This window comes from Candidatus Bathyarchaeia archaeon (assembly GCA_038873195.1).
GTDB lineage: Archaea > Thermoproteota > Bathyarchaeia > Bathyarchaeales > Bathycorpusculaceae > DSLH01.
On record JAVZEV010000001.1, the window covers coordinates 431,355 to 449,045 of the forward strand.

At 42.1% G+C, this 17,691-nt stretch carries 22 protein-coding genes and 2 riboswitches; of the genes, 15 read left to right on the forward strand and 7 right to left on the reverse strand.

Annotated features, from left to right (window positions below; all coding sequences use genetic code 11):
* Positions 1-25 precede the first annotated feature (25 nt).
* Entirely contained in the window at positions 26-535 is a 510-nt protein-coding gene (locus QXW63_02450; GenBank protein ID MEM3460759.1) for a hypothetical protein, read from the forward strand.
* A gap of 9 nt (positions 536-544) precedes the next feature.
* On the opposite strand, the gene QXW63_02455 is transcribed toward QXW63_02450, so the two are convergent.
* Positions 545-1,363: a dihydroorotate dehydrogenase electron transfer subunit gene (locus tag QXW63_02455; GenBank protein MEM3460760.1), complete on the reverse strand. Its 819-nt coding sequence runs from the start codon at positions 1,361-1,363 to the stop codon at positions 545-547.
* Positions 1,341-2,261 (reverse strand): dihydroorotate dehydrogenase, encoded by a 921-nt coding sequence (locus QXW63_02460; GenBank protein MEM3460761.1) that lies wholly within the window; start codon positions 2,259-2,261, stop codon positions 1,341-1,343. The genes QXW63_02455 and QXW63_02460 overlap by 23 nt, the downstream gene beginning before the upstream one ends.
* A 77-nt stretch (positions 2,262-2,338) precedes the next feature.
* On the opposite strand from QXW63_02460, the gene QXW63_02465 reads away from it, so the two are divergent.
* Positions 2,339-3,019: an HAD family hydrolase gene (locus QXW63_02465; protein ID MEM3460762.1), complete on the forward strand. Its 681-nt coding sequence runs from the start codon at positions 2,339-2,341 to the stop codon at positions 3,017-3,019.
* 2 nt (positions 3,020-3,021) lie between these two features.
* Here QXW63_02465 and QXW63_02470 read toward each other — a convergent pair whose 3' ends face one another.
* Positions 3,022-3,240, reverse strand: coding sequence for a hypothetical protein (locus QXW63_02470; GenBank protein ID MEM3460763.1), 219 nt, complete (start codon positions 3,238-3,240; stop codon positions 3,022-3,024).
* Positions 3,241-3,393: 153 nt separating this feature from the next.
* Between QXW63_02470 and QXW63_02475 the strand changes: the two genes are divergently transcribed.
* The 8 genes from QXW63_02475 to QXW63_02510 all read left to right on the forward strand — a co-directional run bounded on the left by QXW63_02475 (position 3,394) and on the right by QXW63_02510 (position 9,261).
* Positions 3,394-3,654, forward strand: a complete 261-nt coding sequence (locus QXW63_02475; GenBank protein ID MEM3460764.1) for a TIGR04076 family protein — start codon at positions 3,394-3,396, stop codon at positions 3,652-3,654.
* Positions 3,655-3,747: 93 nt separating this feature from the next.
* Positions 3,748-3,824: riboswitch (Fluoride riboswitch) on the forward strand.
* 35 nt (positions 3,825-3,859) lie between these two features.
* Entirely contained in the window at positions 3,860-4,732 is an 873-nt protein-coding gene (locus tag QXW63_02480) for a prenyltransferase/squalene oxidase repeat-containing protein (protein MEM3460765.1), read from the forward strand.
* 12 nt (positions 4,733-4,744) lie between these two features.
* The gene (locus QXW63_02485) at positions 4,745-5,545 is read left to right on the forward strand and encodes a DUF6062 family protein (protein ID MEM3460766.1); all 801 of its coding nucleotides are present in this window, start codon (positions 4,745-4,747) and stop codon (positions 5,543-5,545) included.
* A complete protein-coding gene (locus tag QXW63_02490) occupies positions 5,535-5,822 on the forward strand; it encodes a hypothetical protein (GenBank protein MEM3460767.1) in 288 nt (95 codons plus the stop codon). The genes QXW63_02485 and QXW63_02490 overlap by 11 nt, the downstream gene beginning before the upstream one ends.
* A gap of 4 nt (positions 5,823-5,826) precedes the next feature.
* Positions 5,827-6,234 (forward strand): hypothetical protein, encoded by a 408-nt coding sequence (locus QXW63_02495; GenBank protein MEM3460768.1) that lies wholly within the window; start codon positions 5,827-5,829, stop codon positions 6,232-6,234.
* A 113-nt stretch (positions 6,235-6,347) separates the two neighbouring features.
* Entirely contained in the window at positions 6,348-7,568 is a 1,221-nt protein-coding gene (locus QXW63_02500) for a C/D box methylation guide ribonucleoprotein complex aNOP56 subunit (GenBank protein ID MEM3460769.1), read from the forward strand.
* On the forward strand, positions 7,552-8,250 hold the full coding sequence (locus QXW63_02505) for a fibrillarin-like rRNA/tRNA 2'-O-methyltransferase (GenBank protein ID MEM3460770.1): 699 nt from the start codon (positions 7,552-7,554) through the stop codon (positions 8,248-8,250). The genes QXW63_02500 and QXW63_02505 overlap by 17 nt, the downstream gene beginning before the upstream one ends.
* Before the next feature lie 63 nt (positions 8,251-8,313).
* A complete protein-coding gene (locus QXW63_02510) occupies positions 8,314-9,261 on the forward strand; it encodes a helix-turn-helix domain-containing protein (protein MEM3460771.1) in 948 nt (315 codons plus the stop codon).
* On the opposite strand, the gene rnhB is transcribed toward QXW63_02510, so the two are convergent.
* Positions 9,258-9,920, reverse strand: a complete 663-nt coding sequence (gene rnhB / locus QXW63_02515; protein ID MEM3460772.1) for a ribonuclease HII — start codon at positions 9,918-9,920, stop codon at positions 9,258-9,260. The two genes, QXW63_02510 and rnhB, sit on opposite strands and share 4 nt — an antisense overlap.
* Positions 9,921-10,023: 103 nt before the next feature.
* Between rnhB and QXW63_02520 the strand changes: the two genes are divergently transcribed.
* A complete protein-coding gene (locus QXW63_02520) occupies positions 10,024-11,205 on the forward strand; it encodes a GH3 auxin-responsive promoter family protein (GenBank protein MEM3460773.1) in 1,182 nt (393 codons plus the stop codon).
* Here QXW63_02520 and QXW63_02525 read toward each other — a convergent pair.
* Positions 11,202-11,603 carry a zinc ribbon domain-containing protein gene (locus QXW63_02525; GenBank protein ID MEM3460774.1) on the reverse strand — a complete coding sequence of 134 codons (402 nt, stop codon included), beginning with the start codon at positions 11,601-11,603 and terminating at the stop codon, positions 11,202-11,204. The two genes, QXW63_02520 and QXW63_02525, sit on opposite strands and share 4 nt — an antisense overlap.
* 126 nt (positions 11,604-11,729) lie before the next feature.
* Here QXW63_02525 and QXW63_02530 point away from each other — a divergent pair, with 126 nt between their 5' ends.
* Positions 11,730-12,215: a hypothetical protein gene (locus tag QXW63_02530; GenBank protein ID MEM3460775.1), complete on the forward strand. Its 486-nt coding sequence runs from the start codon at positions 11,730-11,732 to the stop codon at positions 12,213-12,215.
* A 41-nt stretch (positions 12,216-12,256) separates the two neighbouring features.
* Here the strand turns inward: QXW63_02530 and QXW63_02535 are convergent, their stop codons facing one another.
* Positions 12,257-12,607, reverse strand: coding sequence for a YbjQ family protein (locus tag QXW63_02535; GenBank protein ID MEM3460776.1), 351 nt, complete (start codon positions 12,605-12,607; stop codon positions 12,257-12,259).
* A gap of 75 nt (positions 12,608-12,682) precedes the next feature.
* On the opposite strand from QXW63_02535, the gene QXW63_02540 reads away from it, so the two are divergent.
* Together QXW63_02540 and QXW63_02545 are read left to right on the forward strand one after the other, a co-directional pair.
* Positions 12,683-13,822: an aminotransferase class V-fold PLP-dependent enzyme gene (locus QXW63_02540; GenBank protein ID MEM3460777.1), complete on the forward strand. Its 1,140-nt coding sequence runs from the start codon at positions 12,683-12,685 to the stop codon at positions 13,820-13,822.
* Positions 13,801-14,493 (forward strand): HAD family hydrolase, encoded by a 693-nt coding sequence (locus QXW63_02545; GenBank protein ID MEM3460778.1) that lies wholly within the window; start codon positions 13,801-13,803, stop codon positions 14,491-14,493. The genes QXW63_02540 and QXW63_02545 overlap by 22 nt, the downstream gene beginning before the upstream one ends.
* A gap of 43 nt (positions 14,494-14,536) precedes the next feature.
* Here the strand turns inward: QXW63_02545 and QXW63_02550 are convergent, their stop codons facing one another.
* A complete protein-coding gene (locus tag QXW63_02550; GenBank protein ID MEM3460779.1) occupies positions 14,537-16,993 on the reverse strand; it encodes a valine--tRNA ligase in 2,457 nt (818 codons plus the stop codon).
* A gap of 66 nt (positions 16,994-17,059) precedes the next feature.
* Positions 17,060-17,174, forward strand: a riboswitch (TPP riboswitch).
* Between QXW63_02550 and thiT the strand changes: the two genes are divergently transcribed.
* On the forward strand, positions 17,163-17,687 hold the full coding sequence (gene thiT, locus QXW63_02555; GenBank protein MEM3460780.1) for an energy-coupled thiamine transporter ThiT: 525 nt from the start codon (positions 17,163-17,165) through the stop codon (positions 17,685-17,687). Its footprint overlaps the riboswitch before it by 12 nt.
* The last annotated feature ends 4 nt before the right edge of the window (positions 17,688-17,691 follow it).

Consider the following 17,691-nt stretch of genomic DNA (forward strand, 5'->3'; position numbering starts at 1 on the left):
GCTGAGTATGATGCAAAGGCAAGAAATGTTAAAAAAAATAAAAGTAACTGCGGTTTCTCAGAAGTTTGAAGGTTGCTCTGAAAAGCACGTCAAGTTTTATAGGAAGTACGCCATTGTTGCCTTCAAAACTTTAACCAACCCTTTATTTCAACGCTTCATAAACTGGATGATATTAAAAGAAAGCATAAATGAACACATGATTACTACCATTCAAATAAGAGCGTTGCCGTTTAGAAAATACAACGGGAACGGACTAGCTGGAAAATACAACAAAAAAGGCGAAATTGTAATCTACCCGAAACGATTGGAATTTTGTAAGAAACTAATGCAGAAGACTGAAAAAGAAAACGTGTACTGCTACATCAAAACTCGAGCAAGGGCAACATTAATACACGAATTACTGCACGCAAAATACTCTCATGACGAGGACAGAGTTAGACAATTGACAAGAAAATACATAAGCATTTTCACTCGCCACAGAAATTTACAAGATAGTAGTATCGAACATGTTCTGCGGACACTGTTCCCACATTAACAATCAGCGTTAAAAGGATATTTTTCTTCCGTCAAAATCACGCTTAAACTTACCAAACTCTGCTTTAACTTCAAGTAATTGTTGCGAATTAAATACGGGCCCATCCCTGCAGACACGGTATTTGCCTATGACGCAGCTTCCACACAAGCCTATGGCACAACGCATTAAACGTTCCAAACTTGCTTCCAAAGCTATTTCATACTTTTCAGCTAAATTCAAAACCTTCCGCATCATCAACTCTGGTCCACAAGTGTAAATCATGTCAAACTTTTCTTTGCAGAGAAGTAGCTCTAGCGATTCTGAAGCTAAGCATTTTATGCCATAACTGCCGTCTTCGGTTGACGCAACAACATTCTCTTTACCGCATAGCCGCTCAATTTCGTCTATAAAAAAGAGTTCTTCTTTAGTTTTCGCTCCTGCTATAAAGACAAGTTTCGTCGCTTTTGGCTTAATCTTTCTGGAGAGAAACAGAAGTGGAAAAACGCCAGTCCCGCCGGCGACCATGAGCACTTTCCCTTTTTTCGCCGTAAAGTCATTACCAAATGGACCACGTACGCCAATGATTTCGCCAGCTTTTTTGTTGTGTAATGCGCTTGTTGCTTCTCCAACCTTTTTCACTGCAACGGCAACGCTTCCATCTTCTCGTGCATCTAATATGCTCAATGGAATTTCATCAACACCCGGAACCCAAAGCATGAGAAACTGTCCAGGCTTAGCCTTGGCGCATAGCTTATCTTTGAAAGTGAAAGTTTTCACCGTCTGCGTTTCAGCTTTTATGCTTTGAATTTGTGTAGTTCTCAGTTTGTTAGCAACGATGTGATAATCCAACAATCTCACCAACGTTTCGGAATCCTTTACGTCTCAAATATGCATCTAACCCACGCGTGACCCTTCTAAAAACACTTGAGCTTTCAATCGCTATTGCAGTTCCAATCTGAACCGCTGACGCACCAGCAAGGAAAAATTCCACAGCGTCACGCCAGCTTGCGATTCCTCCGCACCCAATTATCGGCACTTTAACCCGCTCATAAATATCGTAGACGCACCGCACCGCTATGGGCTTTATGGCTGAGCCGGAAAGTCCGCCGAGTTTATTGCCTAAGATAGGCATGGCTGTTTCTGGGTCGATTGCCATGGCTTTGATGGTGTTTATGGCTGTTAAAGCGTTTGCGCCCGCTTTTGCTGCTGCTTCTGCAATGTCGGCTATGCTGGTCACGTTTGGAGACAACTTAACAAAAACTGGCTTATCCACAGTAGCCTTAACTTTCTTAATGACTTTCGACAAAATTTCTGGTTTTTGTCCAATTTCTGAGCCCGTCTCTTTCACGTGGGGACATGAAACGTTAAGCTCTAAAGCATCTGCGCCGGCGTCTGCCGCTTTCTTTGACACAACCGCGTACTCTTCCTCCGAAAAGCCGTAAACGCTCACGATTAAAGGAACATTCAAAACCTTCTTTGCTTGACAAATCTCTTTAACAAACGCGTCAATTCCAGGGTTTGGAAGACCCATAGCATTAATCAAACCACAATCAACCTGAACAACCGTTGGGTTTGCGTAGCCAACTCTTGGCTTTAAACCAACGGATTTCGTGACAACAGCGCCAGCCCCACCGGCAACAATACTTTCCAATGTTTCCGCAGAGTACCCCAAGATTCCAGAAGCCAACATTGTTGGATTGGCAAGCTTCAAACCAGCCAGATTAACTGTCAAACGATTATCTTTCAAATGCGCCTTCTCCGCAAACTTTTAAGTTAGATTATTACCCTTTGGCAAGATAAAACTTAGTTCTTTAGGTGCGGACTATGTCCAAAACTAGGAAGATTAAAGCAGTGCTGTTCGACCTTGGAGGGACGCTGGTTAAGACTGCGCATGCTTATGAAATTCACCGAAGAATATTGGAAGCGCAAGGAATCATTGTTCCACTGGACAGAATTGCAGAGGCTCACGGTATAAATCAGAGAGAGCTTGATGTTGAAGAGATGGCTAGACTGGGACAGAAGTACTGGATTAAATGGAATTTGAGGATGTTGGAAAGACTTGGAATAAAAGAAAACAGGGAATTTTTGGCACGGAAAATCGACGAGTTATGGTGGGAATACGCTGAATTGACCGCTTATCCGGACGTGCAAGAAACTCTCGCAGAACTATCAAGTAAAGGAATTAAAATGGGTATAGTGACGAACGGAACAGAAAAAGACTTCAAACAAGTCCTTCAAAGACTTAACCTAGCAGGCTATTTTAACATCGTTGTTGGAGTTGACGCTTGCAAAAAGGCGAAACCACACAAGGAAATTTTTCTCCACGCACTTGCAAAACTCCGCGTGAAGCCTGACGAAACAATTTTTGTGGGAGACTCTGTTGAGCATGATTATGAAGGCGCGCGGAAAGCTGGATTAAAGCCTGTATTGATTGACAGGGATGGAAAAGGAAATGCAAATTTGGATTCGATAAGGCATTTAACTGAGCTGCTAAAGTATGTTTAAGCTTATTTCTTCTTTTTCTGTCCAAACTGGGGTTCCGGCTCTTCAGCGCCCAGCAGCACCCGCAACGATTTCACTTCTTCCCGTAGCATGCTTATTTCGCTTTCTAAGGCTTTAGCTTTAGAATCTGCCATTTTCTTAAGTTCTTCAATTTCTAACATGAGGTTGTTGCGTTCAGCTTCTAAGGATTTAATCTTTTCAATTACGTTTTTGAAATTGCTCATAAGCGTCAGCTCATTCATTATTGCTTTATACTTCGGTTTTTGAGCACTTAAGATTTATGTAGAAAAGTTCTGTTAAGCAATCGAACCGTGACAAGCTAGAGGTAAAGCTTTATTCTATGTTTTCGCTTTACAAGCGTTTGTTGAGGAATTCGCATGTCTCTCGTTGAAGTTACCGTGAAAAGCCAAAAAGGCAAATGCGCTTTCGGGCATAAGGTTGGCGACAAAATAGTTTTTGACGGCAAATCCGTGAAAGGCAACATTTGCTATAGCGCGTTAATGGTGATTCTTCCAAAGGTCTACGCTATGCGTTATGGCGCAGAGTTTCCGTGGGCTGAAGACAAAAATGTGATATGCAATGCGTGTCCAGACGCAGAAAACCCTGTGGTCTTCGAAATCCGCCGCATCAAAAAATAAACCATGGCAGAGTCTGAAGAAAAAGTTGTCAACTGCTCGTTAAATCAAAGAAAGTATAGGAAAATATTTATCAGTTTGGTTTTGTATTTTCAAAAAGCATAAGGCGATGAAGCTCGCCTTTAACCGCCCTTGCTTTGGCGCTTGCAGGGGCTGATAGCTTCTACCGGCACCCAATGCAAAAAGAGTGGATGTTAGGTTGCGTGAAGTGGGGCGGTTCGCTCTAGCAAACAAAAACGTGTTAGATTCGAATAGGGTGCAATTTGTTAATTCTGGCAGCATCAAGCGCGCCATAGAATACATTGTAAATCGTCAAAACGAAGATGGAGGATACACTTTTTGTCAAGAAGCTGAGTCAAACGCGCAAGACACTTACTATGGATTAGCCGTTTTAAGAATGTTGAATGTTCCTTTTCCAAATGTTGAAAAGACAATTAGATGGCTGCTTGAACTTGACTTAGATAGCACTTATTCTTACTATTACGTTGCCAAGGCTTTGACTTTGTGCGGTGAGCCTTTAGATTATCGTTTCAAAGAACACGTTTTCTCAGTAATTAATTCTAGAAAATATGTAGGCAAAGAAGATGTTTATGCTGAAATTTCTTCTGAATTTGAGTTAACTTTCATGGTTCTAGAACTGGCTGATTTATTGAATGTAAAGTGTGATGGTATCGAAACAGAAAAGTGGATATTTAAATTTAAAAATGTGGACGGCGGTTTTGGCGCGCGCAAGCATTCCAACATTAACTCAACCTACTATGCATTGGCTTCGCTTGATTTACTGAAATACAACGTGAAGAAGTTGCAAGACACAAAAATCTTCCTAAGAGAATGCGAGAAACCATATGGCGGATTCACCGTGATTCCTACTTCTGTAACACCTTACATGGAGCACACATATTATGGAGTAACGGCTTTAAACTTGGTGGGAGAAAGTTGTAGATTCCCTGCACAAACCGTGGATTTTATTTTGCGATGCCAAAATGCTAATGGAGGTTTTGCTCGTTCGGATTCTGGCATATCAACCCTTGAAAATACGTTTCAAGCAGTAAGCATGCTGCGAAAACTTGGCTTTTTGTGAGGAAATAGAAACATGAAAGATGTAGCTTTAAATTATATTCGCGAAGCCTTACATGACGCTGAAAAGTGTCTCTTTTGCAGTTTAGAAGGCAGGTTTGAGCGTAGGTTTATTGATAGTTACCTCAGCGAGCACGTGATGGACCCAAAAACAAGACAAAAAGTTATTGAAAGCCGAGGCTTTTGTAATTATCACTCATACAAAATGTTCATGTCAGCAAACAAGCCGTCTAGTAATGATGGCTTAGGAATGGCATTAACACTGAAAAGTGTTGCTGAGCAGCTACTTGTGGATGTTAAAAGCCACGAAAGCTTCGAATCTGCACGATTAAAACCACGAATTTTACGCTTAAAAAATAAGAAAAAACCATTTTCTACTCTCAAATTGTCAAAAACTATTCTCAACGAATTTAATTGCCCAGCATGTCACCACATTTCAGAAATGATGCAAATTTATATGAGAGCTTTTTTGCAGGAAATTTCTCAAGACGAGAGTTTATGGAAACTTTACGAAGAATCCAGCGGAATGTGCATCCCTCATTATATTATGATTTTGCAAATAGCCAGCGAGTCATTTGACGAAAAACTCGCGCTTTTAATGCAGAGGCTAGTTGAGAAGCAAATTAAAACGCTGGAAAAGATGTTAACGGAGCTGTCTACATACATTGAAAAACAAGACTATCATTTTTCAAGCGAAGAACGCGCAAAAACTGAGAGGACAATTTGTGAGAGTTTAACAAAAATTGTTGGAAGACAAGGAACAGAACGCGTATTAACGAATATGTTGCAAACAAGAGGCATTGTCCATGAGACTTAACCGTAATAGAAAAGTAAGAATCAAATTTGACATTCCCAAGGATACGTATGATAAGCTAGGAAGCCAAGAAAAAACAGTGGAACTACTCAAAACGGGGTTGCTTTCGCTGAAAGTTGCTCTTCTAGAGAAAGAAATTGTAGACCTTACTGAAAAAATTAGAGAATCGAAGAAACTCATAGCAGAATTACCGAGTGAAATCGAAAGTTTGCAAGAACTTCTAAGAGAAGCCGTCAAGGATAGAAAAGTGCTTGAAACCCTTCTCGATAAAAAGGAGTGAAAACATGAACATCCACCATCGGAAAACAAGTGTGAAAAGAATTTTCACAGAAAAAGACAGTGAGATTCATGAATTGGCTAAGGAACTGAATATTTTTCTGGATTCAGAAGCCATAAAAAACATAACTACTCTAGGGTTAGAACGCATCAATTCGGAAGCGCAACTTAAAGAGACTATAAAAGAGTTGGAAGAAAAGAAAAAGAAACTTGAACGCGAATTTAAGGAAATCGCGTCTAAAAGAATCATGCTTGAAGCTCAATATGTTGGACTAAGAAGTCAGATTGTTAGAACCTACCGCGATAACCAAGCGTTCGCCATGCATTTATGTGCAAAAACTCTAAGAAATGAGCATGAAAGCCAGCTTAGAGAAAAATTAATTCAGAAATACATCATCGATTCTAAACGTATATAAAATATTTCGAATACGTTTACAACGCTAAACTTTTACCTTAAGAAGACTTTTGCAGCAACTATTTATTAGGAGCAAACATTAGGAATAGTGTTTGGCAGCAAGAGGCGTAATGAATGAAAGCAACAATAGTCAAGTGCTCGTTTGGAATATTTGCTTTTAGCGAAGAAAACGCGCTTGTTGAAAAAGTTTTGTTTCCAAAGAATCCGCAGAACGCCGCTAAAACCATTACGAAAATTGAATCTGGAAAAATCGTGGACGAAGTTGCCCGTTTGATTAAGTTGGTAAAGAAAAAAGGTTACGACAAGTTTGTTTTTGAAAACGCAAATCTCGCCAAAGAAGCGGAAAAATTGGGAATTGCAACCGAAGTTGCTAAGCCTTCACGCGCTGGTGAACTAGTTCGTTCTAACATGGAAAGGTTTGCGGTTGAAACAGGATTTGTAAAGAACGTAGAAGAATTTAATGTGTGGACACATAACGTCACAATGGAAATTGCTAAGCTACGCGTCAAAGGCGCAGTTGAAAAAAGAGACTTAATCATTGCCCAAGCCATTCAGACACTTGATGATTTAGACAAGACAATAAACTTGTTCATGAGCCGCGTAAGAGAATGGTATGGAATTCACTTTCCAGAACTTGACCGCCTAGTTGATAAGCATGAAGCCTACGCACGCTTAATTTTGGAGCTTGGTAACCGAGAAAATTTCACAGTCGAAGCGCTTGAGAAACAGGATGTGCCAAAATCAAAATCTGAACAAATAGCCAAAACAGCCGAAGCTTCCATGGGCGCAGACCTTGCCGAAGCAGACCTCAAACAAATTCAAAGCCTATGCAAGGACGTGCTTAACCTATACCAACTCAGAGAAAACATGGAAAAATACTTAGAAACCGCCATGGAAGAAGTCGCGCCGAACGTGAAAGCCATAGTCGGTGCATTACTTGGCGCACGCCTAATTGCAATTTCAGGCGGCTTAACAAACCTGGCAAGACGCCCAGCAAGCACAATCCAAGTTTTAGGAGCAGAAAAAGCCCTATTCCGCGCGTTAAAGTCTGGAGCAAGACCGCCAAAACACGGGATAATCTTTCAACACACCTATCTGCATGAAGCCAAAAAATGGCAAAGAGGAAAAATTGCACGGGCTTTAGCTGGAAAACTAGCAATAGCCGCAAGGTCAGACGCTTTCGGAGGCAGATACATAGGCGACGATTTGAAGGCTGACTTAGAAAAGAGACTTGAGGAAATCCGCGAAAAATACACGGAACCGCCACAAGTTCCAGAAAAGAAGCCTCAACAAGAGAAAAAGTGGAGAAAGAACAAACGTGCACATAAGCGTTAAGCCTCATCCGCAGTTTCCAGCAATCTACCAAGTAACATTAGAAGACGGAGCCCAAAGGCTGGCAACGCGGAATCTTACGCCTGGAAGAAACGTTTATGGTGAGAGGCTAATACGCTTTGAGGGCGTTGAATACCGCGTCTGGGACGCTTTCCGCAGTAAGCTCGCAGCAGCTATAAACAAAAACTTGAAAACTGTCCCAATAAAGCCAAACCATACAGTGCTTTATCTTGGCGCCGCTTCAGGAACCACCGCCAGTCACGTTTCAGACATTGTCGGCGAAAAAGGACGCGTCTACTGTGTGGAATTTGCTTCCAGAGCCATAAGAGAACTGGTGAACAACGTTTGCGCTTATAGAGTTAACATGTTGCCAATTCTTGAAGACGCTCGATTTCCAGAGAAATACGCCGTGTTCGTCAGCGGAAAAGTTGATGACATTTACTGCGACATCGCCCAGCCGGAACAAGCAAAAGTTCTTGCAGACAATGCAGATTTATTCCTTAAAAAGCACGGGTGGATAATGCTTGCCGTAAAATCTCAAAGCATAGATGTAACAAAAGAACCCTCAGAAGTCTACAAACAAGAAACCAAAGTCTTGAAAAACCGCGGCTTCGACATCGAAGAAATCGTCCATTTAGAACCATACGATAAAGCACACGCCATGATAGTAGCTCGGTTCTACTGAATCTATCTTCTAGACAAGTATAGTTTATATCGGACAGCGTGATGATATTTTCTGTGACGCTCGATGGTTTATAGGGGGAGGGAGGAGAAAAAAGCTCCTGAGACTGTGCTGAAAGAGGCTGGGTTCAGCGTTTCCGAAAAATGTTGCGCCAGGCACAGTTGCTTTGATTATGCAGCACGAAAGGGCGAAAATGTTGTTTTCATAAAATTTCAACTGGACATTGACGGTTTCTCCTTCGATGATTCGCAAGAACTGAAACTCGTGTCCAAATGCGTCTCAGCAGCATATTTTCTTGTAAGCGAAAGAACACGCGAAAAACCATTAGAAGACGACACGGTTTACAAAAGGTATGATGTTTTTGCAGTCACGTCCAAAACTTTCGAGAACATCGTGCTTCACAAAATCTACCCGCTAATTCAAGCAGGTCCTGGCGGCTATTACGTTGAGATCGACGGCGAAACAATTAAGCGTAGAAGACAAGAGCTAAGCCTATCTGCAGGCGAAGCGGCTGAGATGGTTGGTATATCACGGCGAACTCTTTACGGTTATGAACGTGGAATGGCTAAAGCTTCAGTGGCAACTGCTTATAATTTGATTTATGCTCTCGGAGCGCCTGTTGCTAAACCAGTAAACATTTTCGAAAAACCCAAAAATCAACGTAAATGTGCCTTGCTAAGAACGGCGGGAAACGTTATAGCAAAAAATAGACTCCTCGCCAGAATATGCAGTAAATTTTCGCGTTCCCATGTCACAATGGTGAAAAGGGCACCTTTCGATTTTGTCATAACAGTTCCAGAAGAAGAAATGAAAATTATCGGTGGAGTGGCAAACGACCGAGAACGCACATTAGACCGTAGGGTGGAGGAAATCTTAAGCGTCAGTCGAGTAATCAAAGCGCATCCAGTGCTGATAACAGAAAAGCAAAAACCACCAAACAAGGACATACCCTGCATTTACCGTGATGACCTTTCCAAAATCAGAAAACCCGAAGATATAATCTGCATGGCTTAAACCAGCTTAGCTTGACGTGAATCATTTTCCTTCTTGACTTTTTTGGCAGGCTTCCAAGATTTTCTCACAAACTCTGGGTATTCGCCAAATTTTTTTAGACATTCTTGGAGAAACTCAAGCGTCTTCTGGTCTGTGGGGTAGCCGCATCCTAAATCGCCATATTTGCTAGCTAGCTCTGCGATTTCTTTGTCGCGTTCTACTTTGGCTATTATTGACGCTGCTGAGACTATGGGGTATTTTCTGTCAGCTTTATGTTCAGATATTATAGGTATTTTGAATGATAACTCCTCTAGAATGTGCTCTTTAAATCGTTCTTCCAGAACATCCGAGGCGTCCACATACGCGATGTCCGGCTTTAGCGTTTCTATCACTTTCGCCATAGTTTGCGCTTCCAGACGGTTGAGCTTGTGAAGTTTTCTGCCAGTTTCAACAACGCGGTCGATTTCTCTCGGTGTCAACTTCATTACTGCATAGTTTTTGGCGATGCGTTTGATTTCTGCAGCGAGAATTTCTCTTCGGTGCGGAGACAACAGTTTTGAGTCTTTAACGCCTAATTGCACAAGTCTGGTTATGTCCTCTTCATGCATTAGCACTCCGGCAATTACTAATGGACCAATTACGGAACCGCGCCCTGCATCGTCAACGCCTGCAACCAGCATTACATAACCTTCTAATCTTCAGTTAAGGAGTATTTCAATTTCGAGGCTATAACACTTTATTTTGTTTTATCGTGAAAAATCAATAATTGCATTTTGAGTAGCGATGTGCATATTAGTTGATTTTGCACAATTCTTACTTTGTATCGCAATGTTCCACGAAAACGATAATCTTGGAATACTCCAGCCAATAATCGGCTCATGGTATGAATCGTTAAAGAACCCAGAAAAACATCAAGAGCAAGTTCTCAACGATTTGGTTAGCGCTTACGCTAAAACAAGGTATGGACAAAATCACAACGCCTCACAAATTAAAGATGCGGCAGATTTTAGGAAAAACTTTCCAGTAATAAACTATAAAGGGCTTAACCCCTACTTCAGTGAAGTTGTGAAAGGCAACTACAACGCGATTCTTTCTGAACCCGTCTTGTGCTGGGTCATGACCCGCGGCTCAACAGGTACCGCAAAAGTGCTTCCCGCAACGAAAACGCACATAGAGCAGATTTTCACTTGCGGAGCAAGGGCTCTCGTAAATTACGCATTAAGAAAAGAGGATTTTGAAATTTTTACAGGAAAAATTCTCAACTTGAACTTCCCATCCAGTGTTCACACTATGGTTATGGATGGTCATGAAGTCACTTATGGTTACAGTTCAGGCACTTACGCGAGGCTTAACCCCATGCTTGATAGAGTTAGCCTTGTGCCCAGACAAGAAGATATAGACGCTTTGGGTTCGGGTATTACTAGGCAAGACTGGGAAAAACGGTTTGAACTGGCTTATCAGCAGGCATTGAATGAGAATGTAGTCGCCACTATGGGAGTAACACCTATCATTTTAGCCTTTGCCCGATACGTCAAACAGAGACACGGGAAAAAACCGAAGGACTTGTGGAAGTTCCACGCTCTTTTCTGCACAAGCGTGCGAAAAATCCAGTTCAAATATGCTCCAAAGTTAAGAGAGTATTTCGGACAAGTCCCAGTTATCGAAATCTACAGCGCCACAGAAGGCGTTTTTGGACAACAACTTGACGATTTGCCATACATTTCTCCAAACTATGACAAATACTTCTTCGAAGTTCAAACAAATCATAAAGTGAAAATGCTGCATGAGCTTAAACGTGGAGAATGGGGTAACCTAATAATATCTTCATGCATGTTTCCAAGGTATGACATAGGAGACTTGATAGAAGCAGCTGGAAAAAATTATTTCCGCGTAATCGGACGAAACAACACTCTAACACGTTTGGAACATTACTTGTTTAGGCTGTTTTTTGGCTGGGTAATCTAGGGCTTAGGATACTTCTTTCTCGCCATCATTGTATAGTAGAACGCGCCGAATATTATGAGCACACCAACTATGATTATGAACAGAGCCCACATCATCCCTCTCGTTCGCATATCAAAAACGCCGGTCACTTCAAGATAAGAAGTTAAGCCTATAATAATCAAGATTATGCCGCCGATGAGCGGCCCTATGAAGGCGTATTCCTTCTTCTCATGCTTTTCCGTCTTCTCTTTTTCATGTTTCTCCTGTTTCTCGTGCTTCTCTTCTTTTTCGCCTTTGGAACGCTGAGTCGTTGGAGGCTGCCCAGCAGAAACTGCCTCGACTTTCAATGGTGCACCACATTTGGGACAGAAACTCATGTCTTCCTCAACTTTGGCACCGCACTTTTTGCATTCAGGCATTCGCTTCACCTTTTACACATTTCACTTTCTTATTGTCGCATTAAGTATTTAAGGTATGTTGAGCTAATTTTCTTCGCGAAATGTTATATGTATGCAAGACTAAACTAGTGTTGGAGAAAAACAAAAATGAGTGTTAATTTTTCGCAGAAAACAAAGGAACAATTTCTCAGCATCTTTTCGGCAGGCGCCTTCTTTATTCTTTTAGGTGTGCTCTTTATTGGAACGCCAGGATTAATCGACAACACCATAGCCTTTTTCCAAGATTTTAACATTGTCCGAGTGCCCAACGTTTCACTTAATATTTCTCTTCCAGCACCTGCGAACCCAGCAAATCACTCGGCTGTTTACTCTGCTGCGGCTTTATTCTGTTTTTCGTGGGGCATCTTCCTTGCAGTCTTGCTTGCACTGCGCCTTTTTGCGCGTTCACCATTGAACAAAAAAGCTGATAATGCAGGAGACATTGTTTTTTGGCTAGTTGGAGGCTTTCTTGTAAATAACTTCCTTAATGCAACGACAACTCATGCTATGTGGTTTTCGTTTTGGGCGGCAATAATAATGTTGATTGGCGTCTCTTTGATTATTAGAGCAGTAATTTTGGCTTTGTTCAGGTAACGCCTAACGCCATAAGCTGGCTTATTCATCGTTGAAGGAACTCAGAGACTTTTTCCTAACGGTTTCGCGATTACTGCTGTTCCATAAGCTGCGAAGACTGTAGCTGTTCCTTGAAGTATGTCACTTGTTTCGAAATCCACACCTATGACGGCGTTTGCGCCTTTTTCTCTGGCATTTTCAATGAGTCTATCTAACGATTCTCTTCTTGCTTTTTCGCATTCAGAAGTGTAAGAAGTCACTTCTCCACCGAAAATTCCTTCAACACTAGCAACGAATTTTCCACCGACGCCTCTGGTTCTCACGGTTAATCCGTGCACAACGCCTAAAACCTTAACAATTTCATGTCCGGGCAATTCTGGTGTCGTAACCACGATGATCGTGTTTTCAGTCATGTGTATAACCCAAAGAAGTTAATAGTCAACGCTATTAATTTGGGTTACTAACTAACGCGGTAAGGAGCTTTCTATATGGAAGACATAGAAGAGATTCGCAAACAATTTCCAATAACAAAGAACAAAGTGTTTTTGAACCATGCTGCACAGTCGCCTCTTCCAAAACCAGTTGCTGATGCTCTTCGCAAATGCGTTGACGAATTCTCGAATTTCGGAGACACTTCGATTAAATGGAACGACGGCGGAAAGCCTTTCTTTGCGAAACTAATCGGTGCTAAACCAGAAGAAATTGCGCTTGTCGAAAACACTTCCATAGGATTGAATATAGCTGCAAACGTGCTCAGCTATCCGCGTGGCTCAAAAATTGTCACGACAGACTTGGAATATCCATCGGTGGTTTATCCTTGGCTGCGTAAGGGTTTAGACGTGAAAGTTGATTACGTGAAAAATGTGAATGGCAAAATCTTGCTCGAAGATGTGGAGAAAGCTGTTGACGATAAAACGATGGCAGTTGCAGTAAGCCACGTTGAATACGTAAACGGTTTTCGCCATGACTTGCGAGCTTTAAGCGAAATAGCTCATGAACACGGAGCCTACCTAATTGTTGACGCAATACAGTCAGTTGGCACCATGCCAATAGATGTGAAGAAGGACGACGTGGACTTTTTGGCTACAGCATGTTACAAGTGGCTTCTAAGCCCTCCAGGAACTGGTTATCTTTACGTTAAAGAGGAGCTTATCGAAAAATTTGAGCCAACGTTTGTCGGTTGGGCAAGTGTAAAGCAAGAGATTTTCGAAACCGTAGATTTCTGGGACATTTGGAGTTTGAAACTTTCGGAAACTGCAAGCCGTTTTGAAGTTGGTTCACCGGGATTCATAAGCTTCACTGGCACAATGGAAGCCTTGAAGCTGCTATTGGAGTTTGGTGTGGAAAACGTTCAAGAGAGAATATTGAAGCTCACAGACCGCATAATTGAGGCTGTTAAAGATTTGGAGCTTAAACTTCAGACGCCAGAAGACCCCCAATACCGCTCAGGCATAGTTAATTTCAAAATAGACAAGCCAAAGAAACTGACTGAAACGTTAAGGCAGAAGGGAATAGTTACCTCTGCAAGAGCTCGCGGATTAAGAGTTTCACCGCATTTCTACAATACTGAAGAGGAAATTGACAAGTTAATGGAAGAAGTCAAAAAATGGCTAAAGACAAACACATGACCGCAGTGCTATTCGATTTAGAAGATACACTAATTCAGACCCCATGGTCCAATTTTCAACATGTCAAAGAGTTTAGACGCAAAACAAGAGAGAAACTGATAGTGCTTGGCATTCCATCAAGTCTACTTGAAGGAATAGAACGCGCAACTCTTATGCGTAATAAAAGCTACGAGTATGCTGAGAAAAACTTTTCAAGAATCAAGAAAGAAAGGTTTCACCGTGAATTGGAAGAGTTTCTGAGCAAATACGAGTTAGAATCAGCAAAGAACTCGAAACTTTTTCCAGACGCCATTCCTACATTACAGGAATTGGAAAAGCTTGAATTGAAAATTGGTCTTGTAACCAATACTTCAGTAAAAGCCGTCAACATCGTCTTTGAGCTTCATGGTTTAGGAGAGTACTTTGATGTTATTGTAACAAGAGAGAAAGTGAAGCAGCTGAAACCTAATCCAGAAGGGATATTACTGGCTGTCAAAACGTTAGGAGTGAAGGAATTCTTTATGGTTGGCGACTTGCTTTTTGATGTGTTAGCCGCCAAAAACGCTAATGGAACAGCGATATTTGTTAAAAGAGACTTTCAAGAAAAAGATGAAGCGCCAGCAGATTACATTGTTCATTCTTTAAGGGAAATTCCAGCGATCATTCAAGAAAAATTAGCTGCAAGAGAATAAATGAAAAACTTGAAGAGACGCGCTGAATTAAAGTCTCAATGGCTTAATATTCACTAATGAAGCTTATTTCTGGTCTCTCTGGAATCTGTCTGCCTTTACCCTTTTCCGACAAAATCTCCATGTAAACGATTTTGCATGTTCCCGCAATGTCTTCCTTACTCTCGCTGAGTATTCTCGCGAATTCGCTTTTTCCAGCATAAAGTTTTAGCCTTTTTATTTGCGCGTTTAAGGGTTTTCTTTTCTCTGCCTTTTCACGTCTAATCTCAGTTATAACAGCCATCACCAGGTCTCCTTTCTTCTCAGAATCTTCATCTATAAGTTTCACATCTGGTGTTGGCCATGCTGTTAATTGCAAGCTTTTTTCGCCTACTTCGTCCTTGTAGATTGCGTCATAGATTTCCTCAGTAATGTGAGGCGAAATTGGAGCAAGAAGCTGAATTACGCGGTAAAGAACATTATAAAGCGTTAATTGAACTGCTTTCCTCTTTTTTTCTCCGTAAACTTCTGGCTTGTAAAGCCTATCCTTCACAGCTTCAATGTATTGGTCGCAGAACAAGTGCCATGTGAAGTTACGAATTTCTTCAAGGGCTATGTTGAATTGGCATTTTTCTAACGCTTCTGTTACTCGTTGCGTGAGTTTTTGAGCCTTGCTTAGAATCCATTTGTCCAGAAGTTGCAACTCGTACTCTTCGTTTTCTTTGTAATCTTCAAGTTGGCTGCTAACAAATTTTGCGGCGTTCCAGAGCTTAGTCAAGAAGCGTTTTCCATATTCAACATCAGGCCAACGGAATGGAATGTCTGAGCCTGTGGCTCCGCCGCCGGCAGCCCATTGTCTAGCGGCGTCTGTACCGTACTTGTCCAGCACGTCTGGAGCTGCAACATAGTTTTTCAATGATTTGCTCATTTTTCTGCCGTCAGAACCCAAAACCATACCATTAATTAAACAGCTTTTGTAGGGTTCCTCGTCAAACAAAGCCAAGTGTCTAACCATCAAATAGTAAGCCCAAGTTCGAATAATGTCTATTCCTGACGGGTGCAAGTCCGCCGGAAACAGTCTTCTCCAGTCTTCGCGGTCTGGCCAACCAGCATGCACGGCGCAGGAAATTGAAGAGTCCATCCATGTGTCGAAAACATCGCGTTCTGGAATGAATTCTTTGCCGCCGCATTTTGGGCACTTGTCTATTCGTGGTTTTTCGAGTTTCGGGTCTATCGGAACCCACTTTTCATCTGCTAAGATTACCTCGTTGCAGTTTTTGCAGTACCAAACGGGTATTGGTGTTCCGAAAACGCGTTGGCGGCTTATTACCCAGTCCCAGTCAAGCGAACGTGCCCAATCTATTAAGCGAATTTTCATGTAGTCCGGGTACCACGTGATTTGTTTTGCTTTTTCTTCAACTTTATCGGTTAGGATGCGTGTTTTCATGAACCATTGTTTGCGTTCAAGAATCTCCACTGGAGCGTCACATCTGTCGCATACGCCTATTTCCTGCTTTATCCGTTCAGTTTTCTCCAGCAATCCAGCGGCTTGAAGGTCTTTTACTATGGCTTCTTTGGCTTTGTTTATTGTTAAGCCTGCGTATTTGCCGCCGTTCTCGTTTATGGTTCCATTCTCGTTCAAGAGTCCTATGACTGGAAGTTTGTGTTTGATTACGGTTTTCACGTCTTCTTTGTCGCCGTATGTACAAATCATCACAACGCCCGTGCCAAAGGATGGGTCAACGTTTTCGTCTGGGATTATCTCGACTGTGCGGTTCACGATTGGCACTGTTATTTTTTTGCCTATGTGTTTGTTGAATCTGTCGTCTGACGGGTTGATTGCTACTGCTACGCATGCGGGTATGAATTCTGGGCGTGTCGTGGCTATAAGCAGATGTTCACCGCTGTTTTCTAATGGAAATTTAATGTAGTGAAGTGTGCCTTCTCGTTCTTCATAATCCACTTCTGCATCTGCTATTGCTGTCTCGCAGCGAGGACACCAGTTCACCGGGTGCGTTCCTTGGTACATGAAGCCTTTTTTATGGAGAATTATGAAACTCAATTGGGTGCGTCTCCAGTAGTCCGGGTTCATCGTGCGGTATTCCGTCGTCCAATCCACGCTGCATCCTAAGCGTATCACACCTTCCTTCATCATCGCAATGTATTTTTCAACAAGCTCTTCACACCATTTCCGAAACTTGTCCGGAGGCACGTCCCTCTTTCTGACTTTATGCTCTCTCTCCACTTGAACCTCTATGCCCAAGCCATGGCAGTCCCATCCTTGCGGAAAATAAACGTTGTAGCCTCTCATGCGTTTGTATCTGGCAACTATGTCGAAATATGTCCAGTTTAACACGTTTCCCATGTGAAACTCGCCCGAAGGATACGGCGGCGGAGTGTCAATGCTGAAAATTGGACGTTTCGTGTCTTTCCAGTCAAAACGATAAACACCCATTTCTTCCCATTTCTCTTGCCACTTCCGCTCAATCTTGATGATGTCAAATTCTTTAGGCAAAGGCTTCATGTTGCAACATCCCAACACGCGCTAACTTTAGGAAAAATAAATATACAACTAAATAACATTATCCCCCGCAAGGTTTAGGGGAGCTGGGAACATGACCTGGCTGAGAGGACGGCTGAAAGCTGTCGACCCTTAGAACCTGATCCAGGTAATACTGGCGGAGGGAAAAAACATGAAAGAAAGTAAAGCTACGTCTTCAACTAAAATAATTGCGGAAGTTGTAAGTTTTGTTGCTTTGGCAACTGCGTTGAGCTACATTAAAGTGTTCAGTCTTCCACAAGGCGGCTCTGTGACTGCTGGTTCAATGGTGCCAATTCTTTGGTTAGCATTGAGAAGAGGAGCGAAGGTAGGCTTGTTTGCAGCGGTGGTTTATGGTCTTGTGCAGTTAGCGGTTGAGCCATTCATATACCACCCAGCTCAAGTGCTACTGGATTACCCCATAGCTTTTGGCATGCTTGGATTGGCTGGTTTCTTCCAAAATCGCCCGTTTGTCGGTGTCAACGTGGGCATATGGGGACGTTTCCTAGCGCATTTCATTTCAGGCGTGATTTTCTTCGGCAGTTACGCACCAGAAGGAATGTCTCCAATAGTATACTCAGCAGTCTACAATGGAGGGTACATATTACCAGAGCTTGCAATAAGCATCTACATAGTTTATCTCTTGCAAGAAAGCAAGTTGCTGAAAATATTTCTATGAGAGC